Source organism: Lentzea albida (genome assembly GCF_900111005.1).
In the GTDB taxonomy this organism is placed as follows: domain Bacteria; phylum Actinomycetota; class Actinomycetes; order Mycobacteriales; family Pseudonocardiaceae; genus Lentzea; species Lentzea albida.
This window is the reverse complement of record NZ_FOFV01000007.1, coordinates 327,306-346,561: the sequence shown is the minus strand read 5'-3', so window position 1 is coordinate 346,561 and position 19,256 is coordinate 327,306. Positions and strand designations below refer to the sequence as shown.

The following is a 19,256-nucleotide window of genomic DNA, read 5'->3' as shown; positions in this document are numbered from 1 at the left end:
CTGGGGTCTGCGCATCTGGGGGAGTGAATTCAACGGTGATGCACTGTTCTATTTGGCGTGCCATTTTAAATGTTCATCTTCGCTGCGCATGACCCTCATTCAAATGTCGTATGACTGCTCGGCGGGAATCGCTTGACCCCTTAAATGACGGTTGTGTAAAAAGTGTGTCAGGGGAGGGCGTATCCGTGATCGAAGATATGTATCCGTTGGCGCCGGTTCAGCAGGGGATGCTTTTCCACGTCCTCGAGGCGCAATCGGACAAGGGCGTGTACTGGGCGCAGGGGCTCTACGAGTTCGACGGCGTGCTCGACCTCGGCGCCATGCGCCGCGCGTGGGAGTCGGTGGTCGCCCGCCACGCCGTGCTGCGCACCGGTTTCGTGTGGGAGGGCGTGCCCGAGCCGCTCCAGGTCGTCATGGGTGACGTCCAGGTGCCGTTCGAGGTGCACGACTGGACCGCCGTGGCCGACCAGAAGGCGGCACTCGACGAGCTGCTCGCCCGCGACCGCGCCCAGGGCTTCGACCTCACCAAGCCGCCCCTCATGCGCGTGCACGTCATCAACGACGGCACCAGCCACCACCGCATGGTCTGGGCGCTCTACTCGGGACTGTGCGACGGCTGGAGCGTGCCCGTCGTCCTCGAAGAGGTCGGCGCCACCTACGACGCCTTCTGCCGCGGCACGACCCCGGACCTCGAACCCGTGCGGCCCTACCGCGACTTCATCGCCTGGCTGGGCAAGCGCGACCGCGCCGAGGCCGAGGCGTTCTGGCGCGACTACCTCGCCGGCTTCGACGCCCCGACGGCGCTGCCCGTCGACCACTCCGTCCGCGACCACTGGGCCCAGGGCCGCCGCCACGCCGAACTGCCCGAGGCCCTCACCACGTCGATCATGGACCTGGCCCGCCGCAGGCGCGTCACGCCGTCCACGGTCGTCCAGGCGGCGTGGGCACTCCTGCTGTCGGCCTACTCCGGCGACGACGAGGTCGTCTACGGCCTCACCGTGTCCGGCCGCCCGGCCGACCTGCCCGGCGTCGAGTCGATGGTCGGCGTCTTCATCAACACGCTGCCGGTGCGCGTGCGCATCTCGTGGGAGCGCACCTTCGCCGACTGGCTGGGAGAGCTGCAGGCCAATCAGGTCGCCGTGCAGCGCTACGAGTTCACCGCGCTCTCGGACATCAAGCGCTGGTCGGAACTCCCGCGCGGCAGCGGTGTCTTCGACAGCATCGTCGTGTTCGGCAACTACCCGCAGGCACTGCTGTCCGAAGAGGACGAGGAGAGCGACGACGAGGACCGCTTCGGCGCGCTCGACTCCATCGAGCAGGTGAACTACCCGATCGCCTTCGCGGTCGACCTGGAGGACACGCTCAAGATCGAGGCCGAGTTCTCGACGGGCGCGTTCGACGAGGCGACGGTCGACCGGTTGCTGGCTCAGCTGCAGGAGGTGCTGTCGGCCGCGGTGGCGCGGCCCGAGCAGCTGGTGCGCGAGGTGACGCCCGCTCCGGTGACCGGGTGGGGTGTGGGGCCCGTGGCGGACGAGGAGTTCGTCGGGCTGGCGGAGCGGTTTCGGCGTGCGGTGGGGGAGTTCGGGGAGCGGGTCGCTGTTCGCGACGGTTCCGGCGAACTGACCTATGCCGAACTCGGCGAGCGGGTGGCGCGTGTCGCGTCCGGCCTGAGTGCCGCCGGTGTGCGCGAGGAAACCCGAGTTGGCCTGTGGTTCGAGCGGTCGGTCGACCTGGTGGTCGCGATCCTCGCCGTGACGCAGGTGGGCGGGACGTATGTGCCGCTGGATCCAGCGTTGCCGCACGGCCGGTTGAGGGACGTGCAGGCGGCGGCCGGAGTCGAGCTGGTCGTCTCGCGTGGCGACTACGCGCTGGAAGGTCCGCGGGTGGTCGAACTCGCGGAGCTGGAGAACGCACCCGCCGAGCCTTTCGCCCCGGCGTCCGTGCCGGAGCGCCTCGTCTACACGATGTTCACCTCGGGCTCGACCGGCGTCCCCAAGGGCGTCGAGGTCACCGAGGCGGGCGTCGTCCGGGTCGTGCTCGACCCCGCGGTGGCGGCACGGCCTGGTGACGTGGTCGCGCACATGGCGGCGGTGTCGTTCGACGCCTCCACCTGGGAGATCTGGACCGCTCTGCTGACCGGTGCCACGCTGGCCGTCGCTCCGGCGAACCTGGCCGAACGCCTCGACGTCGCCAAGCTCTTCGCCCAGCACGACGTGACGCTGTCGTTCATGACGACCGGGCTGTTCCACCAGCTCGCGGACACCGACCCGGCCGTGTTCTCCGGGCACCGCAAGGTGCTGGCCGGCGGCGAGGCGATGTCGCCCGTCCAGGCCCGCAAGGTGCTCGACGCGAACCCGGCCGTGGCGATCTACAACATGTACGGCCCCACCGAGTCCACTGTGTACGCGTCGTACCACGACATGCACACCGGACGGCTCGGCCCGTCGTCGGTGCCGATCGGAACGGCGTTGCGGGGCTTGCGTTTTCACGTGCTCGACCGCTGGTTGCAGCCGACACCGGTCGGTGTGCCGGGTGAGCTGTACATCGGTGGCACCGGTCTCGCGCGCGGGTACGCGGGCCGTGCCGACCTGGCCGCGGAGCGGTTCGTGGCCGACCCGTACGTGCCCGGCGCCCGCATGTACCGCACCGGAGACTTGGTGCGGTGGGGTGCCGACGGTGCCGTGGACTTCGTCGGGCGCACCGACGACCAGGTCAAGATCCGCGGGTTCCGGGTGGAGCCGGGTGAGGTCGAGCACGTGCTCGCCGGGCACCCGGACGTCGCCAACGCCGCCGTGATCGTCAACGACAAGCGGTTGATCGCGTACGTCGTGAGCACGGCGGAACCGGCGGAGCTCCGGCGCTTCCTCGCCGAACGCCTGCCGGAGTTCCTGGTGCCGTCGGCCGTGGTGCCGGTGGACGAGTTCCCGTTGAACTCCAACGGGAAGCTCGACGTGCGCGCGTTGCCCGACCCCGGCGCGCCCGAGAGCAGCACCGCGTACGAGCCGCCCAGCACGGAGGCGGAGCGCACGCTCGCCGAGGTGTGGACGCAGGTGCTCGGCGTCGACCGCGTCGGTGTGCACGACAACTTCTTCGAGCTGGGCGGCGACTCGATCGTCAGCCTCCAGATCGTGTCGCGGGCCCGCGCCGCCGGGCTGCGGCTCGAGATCGCCGACCTCTTCACCCACCAGACGGTGCGGGAGCTGGCGGCCCGCGTGAGCACGGCCGAGGAGCCGACGGCCGATCAGGGCACCGTCAGCGGGCCGGTCGCGTTCACGCCGATCCAGAGCTGGTTCCTGCGCGAGGACCTGCCGGAACGCGACCACTTCAACTGGTCCGGCATGTTCGAACTCGCCCGGGGGACCGACGCCGGTGCGATGCGGGCCGCGCTCGGCACCGTCGTGGCGCACCACGACGCCCTGAGGTTGCGACTCGGTGAGGGGACGCAGGAGAACCTCGCCGCCGAGACCGCCGACCTGGTGTCCGTGCTCGACGCCACGGGTCTTGAGGGCGCCCCGCTGGACGAGGCCGTCACCGCGGCCATGACGGGCGCGCAGACGTCGCTGAGCCTGACCGGCGGGCCGCTGTTGCGGGCCGTGTACGTGGACCGCGGTGACCGGCCGGCGTGGTTCGGCCTCACCGTGCACCACTACGTCGTGGACGCCGTCTCGTGGAACGTCCTGCTGGAGGACCTGGAGACCGCGTGCTCCGGCGGTGCGCTGCCGCCCAAGACCACCTCGTACCAGGAGTGGGCCGCCGCCCTGGAGGCGTTCGACCCGCAGGACGAGCTGGTGTGGTGGCGGGACGTCGTGCGGACGACCACGCCCGTGCCGGCCGACCTCGACGGCCCCAACACCGAGGACTCGACCGAGTCCGTGCGCGTCTCCCTCGACGCGGAACGCACTGCGTTGCTGCTGACCCAGGCCCACCGCGCCTACCGCACCCAGGGCCACGAGCTGCTCCTGGCCGCGCTGCTGCAGGTGCTCGGCCGGTGGACGGGAGCGGGCGCCGCGGCGATCGACCTGGAGAGCCACGGCCGTGAGCCGATCGCCGACGGCCTCGACCTGAGCCGCACCGTCGGCTGGTTCACCGCGATCCACCCCGTCGGGCTCCGGCACCCCGACCTCGACGACGTCGCCGGGGTGATCAAGGCCGTCAAGGAGCAGCTGCGGGCCGTGCCTCGGCGCGGTGTCGGGTACACCGTGCTGCGCGAGCGCGACCCCGAACTCCGCGACGCCCCGGCACGACCGGTCGTCTTCAACTACCTCGGCGGGGCAGACGCGGCCGAGGAGCCGGACGGCCTGTTCGCCCGCGAGCTCTCCGAGGACCTGTGCGGTCCTGCGGAGGGCGACGGCGGGCTGCGCTCGCACGTGCTCGGCGTCGAGGTGGTCCAGGCCGCCGACGGGACGCTGTCCGTGGAGTTGCAGTACAGCACGAACCTGCACGAGCGTCCCACGATCGCGCAGCTGGCCGCCGACTACGTGGCGGCGCTGGCCGGGATCGTGGAGCACTGCCTCTCCGGTGCTTCCGGCCTGACGCCGTCCGACGTTCCGCTGGCCGGGCTCTCGCAGTCCTCTTTGGACGCGTTGGTCGAGCGGACGCCCGGACTCGTCGACGCGTACCCGCTGTCGCCGTTGCAGCAGGGCATGCTCTTCCACGCCGTCGAGTCGCCGGACAGCGGCGTCTACTGGACGCAGGACGTGCGGGAGCTGACCGGCGACCTCGACGTCGAGGCCATGCGTGCCGCGTGGCAGCTCGTGCTCGACCGGCATCCCGCGCTGCGCACCGGTTTCGTGTGGTCGGGTGAGCCGTTGCAGGTCGTCGTGGGGGACGTCCCGGTGCCGTTCGAGGTGCGCGACTGGACGTCAGTCGAGGATCCCGACGCCGCCGTGGACGAGCTGCTGGCGGAGGACCGGGCCCGCGGCTGCGACCTGAGCACGGCGCCGTTGCTGCGGGTCGTCGTCGCGCAGGGCCGTGACCGCCACTGGATCCTGCTGGCGTTCCACCACCTCTACGCCGACGGCTGGAGCATCCCGCTGCTGTGGGACGAGGTGACCGCCGCCTACCAGGGCGAGTCGTTGCCGCCGGTGCGTCCCTACCGCGACTTCATCGCGTGGCTCGGCCGGCGCGACGCCGCCGAGGCCGAGGGGTTCTGGCGCGAGTACCTGGACGGGTTCGACTCGCCGACGCCGCTGCCGGTCGACCGCGTGGTGCGCGAGCACTGGTCCCAGGACCGGCGCGAACTGGCGCTGCCCCGTGACGTCACGGCCGATCTCATGGCGTTGGCACGCGACCGCCGGGTGACGCTGTCGACGGTCGTGCAGGCGGCGTGGTCCGTGCTGCTGGCGGCCTACTCGGGCGAGGACGACGTCGTGTTCGGCCTGACCGTGTCCGGCCGGCCCGCCGACCTGCCCGGTGTCGAGTCGATCGTCGGCCTGTTCATCAACACGCTGCCGGTGCGGGTGGGCGTGGCCTGGGAGACGTCGTTCGCCGACTGGCTGGGCGAGTTGCAGGAGAACCAGGTCGCGGTGCAGCGGCACGAGCACACACCGCTCGCCGACATCCAGCGCGTCACCACGGGCGGCCTGTTCGACAGCATGCTCGTCTTCGGCAACTACCCGCAGGGCGCGGCGCCGGAGGAGGGCGAGGAGGACCCGGAGGAGCTGTTCGCCTCGACCGACTCCGTCGAGCAGATGCACTACCCGATCATCCTCGCCGTCGACCTCGAGGCGACCCTGAAGGTGGAGGCCAACTTCTCCACCGGGGCCTTCGACGCGTCCACTGTGGAGCGACTGCTCGGGCAGCTGGCCGAGGTGCTGACCTCGGTGGCGCGCCGGCCGTTGGCCGTGGTGCGGGAGATGACGCCCGCTCCGGTGACGGGCTGGGGTGCCGGGCCCGCGGTGGACGAGCCGTTCGTCGGGCTGGCGGAGCGGTTCCGGCGTGCGGTGGGGGAGTTCGGGGACCAGGTCGCGGTGCGCGACGGTGCTGTCGAGCTGACCTATGCCGAGCTGGGCGAGCGGGTGGCGCGTGTCGCGTCCGGTCTGCGTACCGCCGGTGTCCGCGACGAGACCCGCGTCGGGTTGTGGTTCGAGCGGTCGGCCGACCTGGTGGTCGCGATCCTCGCCGTCGTTCAGGCGGGCGGGGCGTACGTTCCGCTGGATCCAGCGTTGCCGCACGGCCGGTTGAGGGACGTGCAGGCCGCGGCCGGGGTCGAGCTGGTCGTCTCGCGTGGCGACTACGCGCTGGACGGTCCCCGAGTCGTCTCACTCGCAGAGCTGGAGTCCGCGCCTGCGGAGTGGGCCGAACTCGCTGCTGTGCCGGGGCGTTTGGTCTACACGATGTTCACCTCGGGCTCGACCGGTGTCCCGAAGGGCGTCGAGGTCACCGAGGAGGGCGTGCTGCGGGTCGTCCTCGACCCGGCGGTGGCCGCCCACCCCGGCGACGTCGTGGCACACATGGCGGCGGTGTCGTTCGACGCCTCCACCTGGGAGATCTGGACCGCGTTGCTGACCGGCGCCACGCTGGCCGTCGCTCCGGCGAACCTGGCCGAACGCCTCGACGTCGCCAAGCTCTACACCGAGCACGGCGTGACGTTGTCGTTCATGACGACCGGCCTGTTCCACCAGCTTGCGGACACCGACCCGGCCGTGTTCTCCGGGCACCGCAAGGTGCTCGCGGGCGGCGAGGGCATGTCCCCGGTCCAGGCGCGCAAGGTGCTCGACGCGAACCCGGCCGTCGGGATCTTCAACATGTACGGGCCGACCGAGTCCACTGTGTACGCGTCGTTCCACGACATGCACACCGGACGGCTCGGGCCGGCGACCGTGCCGATCGGCGACGCGTTGCGGGGCCTGCACTTCTCTGTTCTGGACCGGTGGCTCCGGCCCTCGCCGGTCGGTGTGCCGGGAGAGCTGTACATCGGTGGCGTCGGTCTGGCCCGTGGTTACGCGGGGCGTGCCGACCTGGCCGCCGAGCGGTTCGTGCCGGACCCCGTGGTGCCCGGTGCCCGCATGTACCGCACCGGTGACCTGGTGCGGTGGGGTGCCGACGGTGCCGTGGACTTCGTCGGGCGCACCGACGACCAGGTCAAGATCCGCGGGTTCCGGGTGGAGCCGGGTGAGGTCGAGCACGTGCTCGCCGGGCACCCCGAGGTCGCCAACGCCGCTGTGGTCGTTCGTGAGCTGCAGCAGGGCAAGCGGCTCGTCGCCTATGTCGTGGGCACCGCCGAACCCGCCGCGCTGAAGGGGTACCTGGGGGAGCGGCTGCCGGAGTTCCTGGTGCCGTCCGCGATCGTCGCGCTGGACGAGCTGCCGTTGAACTCCAACGGGAAGCTCGACAAGCGCGCGCTGCCGATGCCCGAGGCACCGGAGTCCACCAGCGTCGCGCCCAGCACGGACACCGAACGCGCGCTGGCCGCGGTGTGGTCGCAGGTGCTCGGGGTCGAGCGGGTCGGCGTGCACGACAACTACTTCGAGCTGGGCGGCGACTCGATCATCAGCCTCCAGGTCGTGGCGTGGGCCCGGGAAGCGGGCCTGGAGCTGAAGATCGCCGACATCTTCACGCACCAGACGATCCAACAGATCGCCCTGCACACGGGTGTCGCGGCCGGTGCGGAGGTCAGCGCGGAGCCCTTGGCCGACCTGGCGCCGCTCAAGGCGCGGGTGCCGGGAGCCGTGGACGCGTACCCGTTGTCGCCCATGCAGCAGGGCATGCTGTTCCACGTCCTGGAGGCGCCCGCCGACACCGCCGTGTACTGGGCGCAGGACGTGCGGGAACTGCGCGGACCGCTCGACGCGGCCGCTCTGCGCGAGGCCTGGCGGACCGTCGTGGGACGGCATCCCGCGCTGCGCAGCGCGTTCGTGTGGGAGGGAGTCGACGAACCCCTGCAGGTCGTGGCCGGCGAGGTCGACGTGCCGTTCGAGGTGCTCGACTGGACGTCGGTCGCCGATCCCGCCGCGGCACTCGACGACCTGCTCGACGCCGACCAGCGGCGCGGTTTCGACGTCACCACGGCCCCGTTGCTGCGCGTGTACGTGGCCGACCGGGGCGACCGCCAGTGGGTCGTGTTCACGTTCCACCACCTGTACCTCGACGGCTGGAGCATCCCGCTCGTCTGGGACGAGGTCCTCGCCGCCTACCGGGGCGAGGCGCTGCCGCCGGTGCGCCCGTACCGCGACTACATCGCGTGGTTGCAGGACCAGCCCGCCGCCGACGACTTCTGGCGCGAGTACCTCGACGGCTTCACCTCACCCACCGCTCTCCCAGTCGACCGCACGTCGCGGCTGCACTGGGACCAGGGCAGGCACCACCGCGAACTGCCGGAAAGCGTCGCCCTCGCGCTGGAGGCACTCGCACGGCGCGAGCACGTCACGATCAGCGCCGTCGTGCAGGCCGCGTGGGCTCTGCTGCTGGCCGCGCACAGTGGTGACGACGACATCGTCTTCGGCCTCACCGTCTCGGGCCGGCCGGCCTCGCTGCCCGGCGTCGAGTCGATCGTCGGTCTGTTCATCAACACGCTGCCGGTGCGGGTCCGGGTCCCCGGCGACCGCACGCCGTTCGACGAGTGGCTGCGGACCGTCCAGGAAGGACAGGTCGCCGCACAACGGTTCGAGCACTCGCCGCTGGTCGACATCCAGCGGATCGCCGGCGTGCCGAGGCTGTTCGAGAGCATCGTGGCGGTCCAGAACCTGCCCAGCGGCCTCGACGACGACGGTGACGACGGCGACGAGTTCGACTCGCCCGCCATGCTGGAGCAGGGCCGCTACCCGCTCAAGCTCGTCGTGGACGTCGACGGGCAGCTCGCGCTGCTGTGCGAGTACTCGACGGGCGCGTTCGACGCGGACACCGTCGAGGCGCTGGTCGACCAGCTCGAGCTCATCCTGACCGCGGTGGCGGAGGCGCCGGGCACGCCGGTGCGGGAGATCGCGCTGCTGGACGCCGGGCAGCGGGCCGAGGTGCTGGAGTGGAGCACGTCCTCGCCGCGCGAGCTGGCCTCGGGACACCTGGCGGCGCTGTTCGGGCGACAGGTCCTGGCCCACCCGGACCGGCTCGCGGTTCGCGGCGGTGTGGACCTCACCTATGCGGAGCTCGACCGGAGGGCCTCGGGTGTGGCGCGGTGGTTGCGGGCGCACGGGGTGGGCGCCGGTACGCGGGTCGGGTTGCACCTGGACCGCGGTGCCGAGCTGATCGTCGCGATGCTCGGGGTGATCGGGGCCGGGGGCAGTTACGTGCCGCTGGACCCGGCGCAGAACGCGGCCCGCCTCGCGCAGGTGGTGGGGGTGGCCGAGGTCGGGCTCGTGGTGACGGCGGGGGAGTGGCCGCTGGACGTCCCGCGGGTGAGGGTGCTGGCGCTGGCTGGTGCGGGTGGTGCGCCGGTTGGTGCGGATCGCGCGCTGGCTGGTGTGGATGGCGCGCCCCCGAGCGCTCCCGGCCCCCTCCCGGTCGTCGGCGCCGCCGACAGCGAGCTCTACGTCCTGTTCACCTCCGGCTCCACCGGAACCCCCAAGGGTGTCTCCCTCACCCACGAAGGCGTCGCCAGGGTCTGCACCGACCCGGCCGTCCGAGTCGAGCCCGGCGACGTCGTGTCGCACCTCGCGGGCATCGCCTTCGACACCGGGGCGTTCGAGATCTGGCTGGCCCTCCTGAACGGTGCCACCCTCGTGGTCGGCCCGGCGGACGTCGCGGAGCGGATGGACGTCGGCGGGTTCCTGCGCGACAACGCCATCACGGCCTCGCTGCTCACGACGGGCCTCTTCCACCAGCTGGTCGAGACCTCGCCCGACGTGCTCGACGGGTTGCGGTTGCTCGTCGTCGGCGGTGACGCCCTGCAGGCCCAGCACGCCCGCACCGCCCGCGAACGCCGGCCGGACCTGCGGATCGTGAACGCCTACGGGCCCACCGAGACCACGATGACCTGCACCGTCCACACGCTCAACGGTGTCACCGCGCAGGTGCCCATCGGCAGGCCGTTCGCAGGCATGCGGGCGTTCGTGCTCGACCCGTGGTTGCAGCTGGTGCCGGCCGGTGTGGCGGGTGAGTTGTTCGTCGGTGGTCCTGGTGTGGCGCGTGGGTACGTCGGCCGCGCGGACCTCACCGCGGAACGGTTCGTCCCCGATCCGACGCACCAGGGCGAGCGGCTGTACCGCACGGGCGATCGGGCGCGCTGGCGTGCCGACGGGACGCTCGAGTTCCTCGGCCGTGCCGACGACCAGGTCAAGATCCGGGGCTTCCGGGTCGAGCCCGGTGAGGTCGAGGCGCTGCTCACCTCCCACGAGGACGTGCGGGCCGCCGCGGTCGTGGCCACGGCCTCGGCGACCGGGAAGCGGCTGGTGGCGTACGTGGTCACCGAGGCCGGGACGAGCGAGCTGCGGGCGTTCCTGCGGGAGCGGCTGCCCGACTACCTGGTGCCGAGTGCGTTCGTGACGCTCGACGCGCTTCCGTTGACCAGCAACGGAAAGCTGGACAGGAAGGCGTTGCCCGAACCGGCCGCGCCGGAGGCGGACCAGGCGTTCGTCGCGCCGCGCACCGAGCAGGAACGCGCGCTGGCGGGCATCTGGGAGAAGCTGCTCGGTGCCGACCGCGTCGGCGTGCACGACAACTTCTTCGACCTGGGCGGCGACTCGATCGCCAGCCTGCAGGTGGTGGCACGGGCCCGTGCCGCGGGGCTCGGCCTCGCGGTCGCGGACCTGTTCACCCACCAGACCGTCGCGGAACTCGCCGCCGTGGCCACGGTTCCCGCCACGGTCGACGAGGGTCCGGCGACCGGTCCCGTGCCGCTCACGCCCATCCAGCGGTGGTTCACGAACGCCCCCATCGACGACCGGAACCACTGGAACTGGTCGGGACTCTTCGAACTGGAGCCGGACGTCGACGCCGACAGGCTCGCCGCCGCGCTCACCACCCTCGTCACGCACCACGACGCCCTGCGCACCCGCCTGCACCACGGCCCCGACGGCTGGCACCAGCACGTCGTCGAGCCGGGTGAGGCAGCCAGGTTCGAGGTCGTCCAAGGCGATGTTCAGCAGCACATGGGCGCGCTGCAACGCTCGCTGGACCTCGAAAACGGGCCGCTGGTGGCCGCGATCCTGGTCGACCGCGGCGACGAACCCGCCTGCCTCGGGCTCGTCGTGCACCACCTCGTGGTCGACGGCGTGTCGTGGAACGTCCTGCTGGAGGACCTCGACGCGGCCTACCGGGGTGAGGAGCTGCCGCCGAAGACGACGTCGTTCCGCAGGTGGGCCGAGTCCGTCGCCGCCTTCGCCGACAGCGACGAGGTCCGCGCCGAACTGCCGTACTGGCTGGAGAAGGCGGAGACGCCCTTCTCGCTGCCGGTCGACGCCACCGGCGCCAACACCGAGGACTCCGCTGCGGTCACGGAGGTCACCGTGGCGGCCGGAGACCTGCCCAACGCCCAGGTGCTCGACGTGGTGCTGGCCGCGCTGCACCAGGCGCTCGGGGAGTGGGCCGGCACCGACACCGTCGTCGTCGACCTCGAACACCACGGCCGCGAGAGCGTCGCGCCGGGCACGGACCTGTCCCGCACGGTCGGCTGGTTCACCTCGGTCCACCCGTTGGTGCTCCAGCACGACGACCTGACCGACGGCGCCGGAACCCTCGCAGCCGCAAGGGAAAGTCTGAAGTCCGTGCCACGCCACGGGGTCGGGTACGGCGCGCTGCGCCACCTGACGGCCGACGACCAGGACGTGCGCCGCCTGCGGGCGGCGCCCGACCGCCAGATCAACATCAACTTCACGGGTGGCCTCGACACCGTGGGCGACGACGAGGTCAGGGGCCTCGTCGCCGACGAACTACCGGGTGACCTGTGCGGCGACAGCACCAGCGGAGGTGTTCGTCCGCACGCGCTGCACCTGGAGATCGAGCGCACCGGCGGGGGAGAGCTCCTCGTCGAATGGCACCACAGCACCAACCTGCACCGCACCGACACCGTGCGACGGGTCGCGTCCCGCTTCCGGGAAGCCGCAGAGGCCCTCATCGCACTCCCGAACAGCAATTGAGGGGGAGCAGTCCTTGTCCACGCCCAAACGGATCTACACCCTGTCGTCGGAAGAGGCCGCCGAGGCCGAGAACCTGACGCTGCGCCTCGCCAAGGAGTACTCGGGTCCCGCGGACGAGCAGCTGCTGCGCGACCTGCCGCTGCTCGCCGCCGAACTGCCCGTGGGCCAGCGCCGCTTCCTGCGCGACTTCGCGCTCGAGGACGAGCTGGGCTACGCCGTGGTCCGCGGCCACACCATCGACGACGCGCGCATCGGCCCGACGCCCGAGCACTGGCGCGGCCGGCCGGTGCCCACCCCGGAGTTCGCCGAGGAGATCCTCCTGCTGCTGCACGGATCCCTGCTCGGTGAGCCGTTCGGCTGGAAAACCCAGCAGGACGCCCGGCTCGTGCACGACATCTTCCCCATCAAGGGGTTCGAGACCGAGCAGATGGGGATCGGCAGCACTGACACGCTCACGCTGCACACCGAGGACGCGTTCCACCCGTGGCGCGCGGACTACCTGCTGCTGGAGTGCCTGCGCAACCCCGACAAGGTCGCCACGATCGTGTCGGAACCGGACCTGCGCTCGCTCGACGCGGACGTCCTGGAGCTGCTGCACGAGCCGAACTTCCTGATCCGGCCGGACGACTCGCACCTGGCGAAGCACAACGTCACCAAGGGCGTCGACGCCGAGTTCTCCGAGATCGACGAGATGAAGGCCGACGACAACCGCGTCGCGGTGCTCTACGGGTCGCGCGAGCACCCGTACATCCGCATCGACCCGTACTTCATGGAGACGCCGACGGACCCGGCCGCGCGCAGGGCGCTGCAGGCCGTCAGCGACCTCCTGGAGGCGTCCTGCCTGGACGTCGCCCTGGAACCCGGTGACGTGCTGATCATCAACAACCACCGCCTCGCGCACGGCAGGCAGGCGTTCCAGGCCCGCTACGACGGCACGGACCGCTGGCTCAAGCGGGTCAGCATCACGACCGACCTGCGGAAGTCCCACGAGCGGCGCGTATCGGCGACCGCACGCCTCATCTGACGGATACGGAAGTCATGCCGAACCCGTTCCACACCCTCCCGCCCACCGCCAGGGGCATCCTCGCCGTCCTCCGGGTCCTGCCCAGGGTCAGCCGGCCGCGCACGGTGCTCCTGGCGGGCGGCGTGGTGGTGAGCGCGGTCCTGCCCATCGGGATCGCGGTCCTCACCGGCCTGCTCATCGGCGCCATCCCGGACGCCGCGCGCGGCGGCGCGGACTCGTCCGCCGCCGACCGGGTGGGCACCCTGCTGATCGCCGTCGCCGTCGCGATCCTGCTGGAGCGCCTCACGTCCCCGCTGCTGCGGGCCGCCGTGTCGACGCTCGGCCGCGACGTCGACCGGTACCTGCAGGAGGTCGTGCTCACCGCGCTGGGCAAACCGAGGGGCATCGCGCACCTCGAGGACTCCGACGTGGTCGACGAGATCCGCATCGTGCGCGGCCTCGGCATGAGCGCGCACCGGCCGGGCCAGACCGTCGAGGCACTGCCGGAGGTGCTCACGTCGTGGTTGCGGGCGGTCGGCTCGGCGGCCGTGCTCACCTGGTTCCACTGGTGGCTCGGCGCGCTGTGGCTCGTGGTCTGGCCGATCATCGTCTACCGCATGCAGCGCGACTACCTGCGCATCGGCGAGGAGGGCTTCGGGCAGAGCGCCCAGCTCCGCCAGGCCGAGTACGTCCGCGACCTCGCGCTCGACCCGCCGCCCGCCAAGGAGGTGCGGCTGTGGGGCGTGCTCGACTGGCTCGTGCACCGCTTCGACACGTTGTGGCAGGCGGGGATCGGGCCGATCCGCAAGGCCCGCCGGCCGCGGCCCGGCATGGTGGTCGGGTCCGCGTCCGCGATCATGGTCATCAACCTGCTGTCGTACGGCCTGCTGGCTTATGCGGCCGTGCGGGGAGATCTGACGCTGGCCGCGCTCGCGGTGTTCGTGGAGGCGCTGGCCAACGCGAACGAGTACGCGGTCGGCGACGAGCACCTGTACCTGTCCAACGCCGCCGTCACCGTGCCGAAGCTGCTCTCGCTGGAGAAGCGGCTCGCGGACAACGGTCCTCCTCAGTCCGGATTGCCGGTCGACGAGAACGTTCCGGCGCAGGAGATCCGGTACGAGGGCGTGCACTTCCGCTATCCCGGCGGTGACCGTGAAGTCCACAAAGGACTAGATCTGACCATCCCGGCGGGGCGGTCGCTGGCGATCGTCGGGGACAACGGCGCGGGCAAGACGTCGCTGGTGAAGCTGCTGGCCGGGTTCTACGAGCCCACCGGCGGCAAGATCACCGTGGACGGCACCGACCTCGCGAGCCTCGACCCGCAGGAGTGGCGCCGGCGCGTCGCCGTGCTGTTCCAGGACTTCACCCGCTACCACCTGCCGGTGCGCGACAACATCGGACTCGGCGCTCCCGAGCACGCGGGCGACGAGGACATGCTGCGCCGCGCCGCCGAACGGGCCGGGATCGGCGATCTGATCGAAACGCTCCCGAACGGCTGGGACACGGTGCTGTCGCAGGCCTACACCGACGGCGTCGACCTCTCCGGCGGGCAGTGGCAACGGGTGGCGCTGGCCCGTGCGATGTTCGCCGTCGAGGCGGGCGCCAAGGTCCTCGTGCTCGACGAACCCGCGGCGGCGCTGGACGTGCGGGCGGAAGCCGAGCTGTACGAACGGTTCCTCGACCTCACCCAGGGCCTCACCACGATCATCATCTCGCACCGCTTCTCCACCGTGCGGCGCGCGGACCGGATCGTGGTCGTGTCCGAGGGCCAGGCGATCGAGGCCGGTGGCCACGACGAGCTGATGGACCTCGACGGCCGTTACGCCCACCTGTTCCGCCTCCAGGCAGAACGCTTCCAGCCGGTGGGAGGCACCGATGCGTGACACCTGGAAAGCCTTCCTCACCACCATCAGCTTCGGGTTCCGGGCGGCGCGCTGGCACGCGGTCTTCCAGATCCTCACGGAGATCGCACTCGCGCTCACCGGCCCGTTGATCGCCTACAGCGCCGGCAACCTCGTCGACGCCGCCGCGGACAGCGACCTGGAGCGCGCGCTCACCGCCGGGTTCGGCATCGCCGCCGCGACCGGGCTGCTCATCGTCGCCCAGTACTACAACGCCCACTGCGTGTTCGCGGTCCTCGAACGCACGCAGGCGTTGTCGGACAGGACGTTGATGCGGCTGCTCGGCGGCATCGGCAGCCTCGCACCGCACGAGCACCCGAAGTACCTCGACCAGATCCAGCTCCTGCGCGAGGAGCGCGAGAGCCTCGCCGAGATGACCAACGCGACGGCCGGTCTGGTCAGCGCGGTCGTGGGCTTCGGCACCACGGCGTTGCTGCTCGCGGACGTCCACCCGGCGCTGATCTCGCTGGCACTGCTGGCGTTCATCTCGCTGTGGATCACCAGCCGGGCCAACGACCTGGCGGTGGACGCGCAGGAGGACACCGGCGAACCCGAGCGGTTGCGCCGCCACCTGTTCGACATCGGCACGACCGCCGGCGCGGGCAAGGAGCTGCGGATCTTCGGGCTCACCCGCGAGCTGGTCCGCCGCCACCACCAGGTGTCGGACGAGGTGCTGGACACCCGCAACCGCGCCGCCTGGCGCGGTGCCGCGCTGAAGAGCGTCGACGCCGTGATCAACGCGGCCGGGTTCTTCGGGGCGATCGCGCTGGTGGTCTGGCTCGCCGTCGAGGGCAGGGCGACCCCCGGTGACGTCGTGATGGTCGTCGGCCTGACGATCGAGATGGCCGCGGTCGTCGCCACCTCCGTCGGGTACAGCGGCGACTTCCTGTGGTGCCTCAAGCAGGCGAAGCGCTACCTCTGGCTGGAGCGGTTCGCCGCCGAGGCCGCCCAGGAGCCCGACGAGCCGGTCGCGCCGCCCGCGACACTGACCCACGGCATCGACCTCGTCGACGTCACCTACCGCTATCCGGGCAGCGAGCGGACCGTGCTCGACGGCGTCTCGCTGCACCTGCCCGCCGGAGCCGTCGTGGCGCTGGTGGGGGAGAACGGCGCGGGCAAGTCGACGCTCGTGAAGCTGTTGTGCGACTTCTACGAGCCGGACGACGGCAGGATCCAGGTCGACGGCGTCGACCTGCGCCGCTTCCCCGTCCCGGACTGGCGTTCGCGCCTCACCGGAGCGTTCCAGGACTTCGTGGAGCTGCGGCTGCCGGCGCGCGAGGCGATCGGGGTCGCCGACACCTCGCGGATCGACGACGACGTTGCTCTGCGGGGAGCTTTGCGGAGAGCGGGTGCGGTGTCCGTTGTGGACGGTCTGCCGCACGGGCTCGACACGCGGCTCGGCCGGGAGTGGGACGGCGGTGTCGAGCTGTCCGGCGGGCAGTGGCAGAAGCTGGCACTCGCCCGCGGCCTGCTGCGCACCGACCCGTTGCTCGCGGTCTTCGACGAACCGACCGCCGCGCTCGACCCGCAGACCGAGCACGCGTTGTTCGAACGCTTCGCTGCGGCCGCTCGTGAAGGGAAGTCGCGGGGGACAGTGACTCTCCTTGTGTCGCACCGGTTCTCGACCGTGCGCATGGCGGACCTGATCGTCGTGCTCGACGGCGGCCGCATCCGCGAAATGGGCAGCCACGAGCACCTCATGGCCCACCCCGACCTCTACGCCGAGCTGTACGACCTGCAGTCCTCGGCCTACCGCTGAAAGGAGCCGTCCTGATGAAGTTCGAACCAGCACCTCTCGAGGACTGGATGCGTCTGTACTACTTCGCGGTGGACGACGACATCGGCAGCAGCGGGGTCGAGGACTACTCGCTCGCCGACCTGCGGGCGTTGCTCGGCATCGGCGCCGACGAGCTCGACGCCGTGGTGTTCCGCGACAGCACGTCGTTCGGCGGCGAGGAGGTCCGGACCGCGATCGCCGCGCACTGGGGCACCGGCGACCCCGACCAGGTCATGGTCACGCACGGCGGCAGCGAGGCGATCTACCTCGTGCTGAGCACGTTGCTGGAGCCCACTGACGCCGTGGTCGTCACCGAGCCGACGTACCACACGCACACGTCCATCGCCCGGACGATGGGCTGCGACCTGCGGGTGTGGCCGTTGCGGCCGGAGAACGGGTTCCGGCCCGACCTGGACGACCTGCGCGCTGTCGTCGACGGTGCCAAGGCCGTCGTCGTGAACTTCCCGCACAACCCGACGGGAGCGTCGCTGACTCCCGCCGAACGCGACGAGTTCGTCGAGATCTGCCGGGAGGCCGGTGCGTACCTGGTGTGGGACCAGGCGTTCCGGGAGATGGTCGTGGAGGGCGAGCCGCTGGTCGACCCGGTGCACGACTACGACAGGGCCATCTCGATCGGCACGCTGTCGAAGGGCTACGGCCTGCCGGGACTGCGCGTGGGCTGGGCGATCGGGCCGCAGGACGTCCTGCGCGGCACGCTCGACCTGCGCGACCGCATGACGTTGCACCTGTCGCCGCTGGTGGAACTGCTCGCCACGCGCGTCGCCCAGAACGCCGACCTGCTGGTGGGTCCGCGCATGGACAACGCCCGCACCAACCTGGCACTGCTGCGCAAGTGGGCCGCGGAGCACCCGGACCTGATCGACCTGCCGGTGCCGATGGGCGGCGCGTCCACGTTCCCGCAGCTCCTCGGCCACGCCGACACCACCGATTTCTGCCACGAACTGGCACGTCAGCACCGCACGCTCCTCGTACCGGGGACGTGCTTCGGGGACCCGACCCGCGTCCGGCTGGGTTACGGAGGTCCCGCCGCCTCGTTCGCCCGAGGCCTCGACACGCTCGCACTAGTGGGGGAGAAGGCCCGTGTTCAGAATTGACCTGTCCGCATCCGACGTCGCCGAGGCCGACGCCCTCGTCGCTTCGCTGGCGTCGCGCTACCGCACGGTGGAGGACCCGGAGTTCGTGCGCGAGGCCACGGTCATCGCCCACGAACTGCCCCGCGCCCTCCGTGCGGGCCTGCTCGAGTTCCGCCTGACCGAGCCGCACCCGCTGTGCGTCGTCGGCGGCTACCGGCTCGACGACGACCGCATCGGCCCGACGCCCGCGCACTGGAAGGACTGCGGGGGTGAGGACAGGCCGACGCTGGCCGAGGACCTGTTCTTCTACCTGTGCGCGTCGCTGCTGGGCGACCCGATCGCGTGGTCCACACAGCAGGACGGCCGGCTGCTGCACGACGTGTTCCCCATAAAGGAGCACCAGTACGAGCAGCTCGGCTCGGGCAGCGAGGAGCTGCTGACGTGGCACATCGAGGACGCGTTCCACCCGATGCGCACCGACTACGTGGGCCTCATGTGCCTGCGCAACCCGGACGGCGTCAACACCACGTACGGATCGTTGGAAGGCATCTCGCTGCCCGACGACGTGGTCGAAGTCCTGCGCCAGGAACGGTTCCCGATCCGCCCGGACCGTTCGCACCTCGCCGCCAACCGCCAGAACGACGGCGACGACGAGCAACTGCGCCGCCTGCGCGACCGCAGCTACGAGTGGATCTCCGGCCTGGACGCCCACCCGGAGCCCATCGCGGTCCTGTTCGGCCCGCAGGAGGACCCGTACCTGCGCCTCGACCCGTATTTCATGGAGGTCCCGGCCTCCGACCCCGAGGCGGCCGCCGCACTCGACACGATCGTCAAGGCCATCGACGCCGCCATCACGGGCTACGCCCTGAAGCCCGGCGAGGTCCTGTTCCTCGACAACTACCGGGGCACCCACGGCCGCGAGCCGTTCAAGGCCCGCTTCGACGGCACCGACCGCTGGCTGACCCGCCTGAACATCGCCCGCGACCTCCGCAAGTCGCGCGCCCACCGCCGCACCGCCGACGACCGCACCATCTACTAGGCAGGAATTCTGATGCGCACGAGCCCTTTCGACGATGAGGACGGCCGCTTCTTCGTGGTCGTGAACGCCGAGGACCAGCACGCCCTCTGGCCGGCGACGCTCGCCACCGTGCCCGACGGGTGGACCGTGGTGCACGGCGAGGAGAGCCGCCAGTCGTGCCTCGACTACGTGAACGAGCACTGGACGGACATGCGGCCGCGCAGTGTGCGGGAGCAGTTGGACCGGCAGGCTGCCGGTCGGTGACCGGTTAGGTGACGTGGGGCGCGGCCTCGCCGGGATGCCGGTGGGGCCGCGCTCGCGCGTGGTGGGCTGCGTGCGTCGGTGGAGCGCGTGCGTCGGTGGAGCGCGCTCGCCGTTGTGGCCGACGCGCCGCGGGCCTGCTGCGCTCCTACCGGCACGCCGCGGGCCGGAACCACAGCCCGCCTCCTCCT

The 19,256-nt window shown here is 71.3% G+C and carries 7 protein-coding genes; all 7 read left to right on the top strand.

All coding sequences use genetic code 11. The annotated features are described in order from the left end of the window. Nucleotides 1-110 precede the first annotated feature (110 nt). The 7 genes from BMY74_RS20365 to BMY74_RS20335 are packed head-to-tail and all read left to right on the top strand — an operon-like array spanning nucleotide 111 to nucleotide 19,068. Nucleotides 111-12,011, top strand: coding sequence for a non-ribosomal peptide synthetase (locus BMY74_RS20365; RefSeq protein ID WP_089918201.1), 11,901 nt, complete (start codon nucleotides 111-113; stop codon nucleotides 12,009-12,011). A 13-nt stretch (nucleotides 12,012-12,024) separates the two neighbouring features. Continuing rightward, entirely contained in the window at nucleotides 12,025-13,035 is a 1,011-nt protein-coding gene (gene gntD / locus BMY74_RS20360; protein ID WP_218159682.1) for a guanitoxin biosynthesis L-enduracididine beta-hydroxylase GntD, read from the top strand. A gap of 14 nt (nucleotides 13,036-13,049) precedes the next feature. After that, nucleotides 13,050-14,897 (top strand): ABC transporter ATP-binding protein, encoded by a 1,848-nt coding sequence (locus tag BMY74_RS20355; RefSeq protein ID WP_089918199.1) that lies wholly within the window; start codon nucleotides 13,050-13,052, stop codon nucleotides 14,895-14,897. After that, nucleotides 14,890-16,674 carry an ABC transporter ATP-binding protein gene (locus BMY74_RS20350; RefSeq protein WP_089918197.1) on the top strand — a complete coding sequence of 595 codons (1,785 nt, stop codon included), beginning with the start codon at nucleotides 14,890-14,892 and terminating at the stop codon, nucleotides 16,672-16,674. The genes BMY74_RS20355 and BMY74_RS20350 overlap by 8 nt, the downstream gene beginning before the upstream one ends. 14 nt (nucleotides 16,675-16,688) lie before the next feature. Beyond that, on the top strand, nucleotides 16,689-17,807 hold the full coding sequence (gene vioD / locus BMY74_RS20345) for a capreomycidine synthase (RefSeq protein WP_089918196.1): 1,119 nt from the start codon (nucleotides 16,689-16,691) through the stop codon (nucleotides 17,805-17,807). Next, nucleotides 17,794-18,825 (top strand): guanitoxin biosynthesis L-enduracididine beta-hydroxylase GntD, encoded by a 1,032-nt coding sequence (gntD, locus tag BMY74_RS20340; protein ID WP_218159681.1) that lies wholly within the window; start codon nucleotides 17,794-17,796, stop codon nucleotides 18,823-18,825. The genes vioD and gntD (BMY74_RS20340) overlap by 14 nt, the downstream gene beginning before the upstream one ends. A 12-nt stretch (nucleotides 18,826-18,837) precedes the next feature. Then, nucleotides 18,838-19,068 (top strand): MbtH family protein, encoded by a 231-nt coding sequence (locus BMY74_RS20335; protein ID WP_089918194.1) that lies wholly within the window; start codon nucleotides 18,838-18,840, stop codon nucleotides 19,066-19,068. The last annotated feature ends 188 nt before the right edge of the window (nucleotides 19,069-19,256 follow it).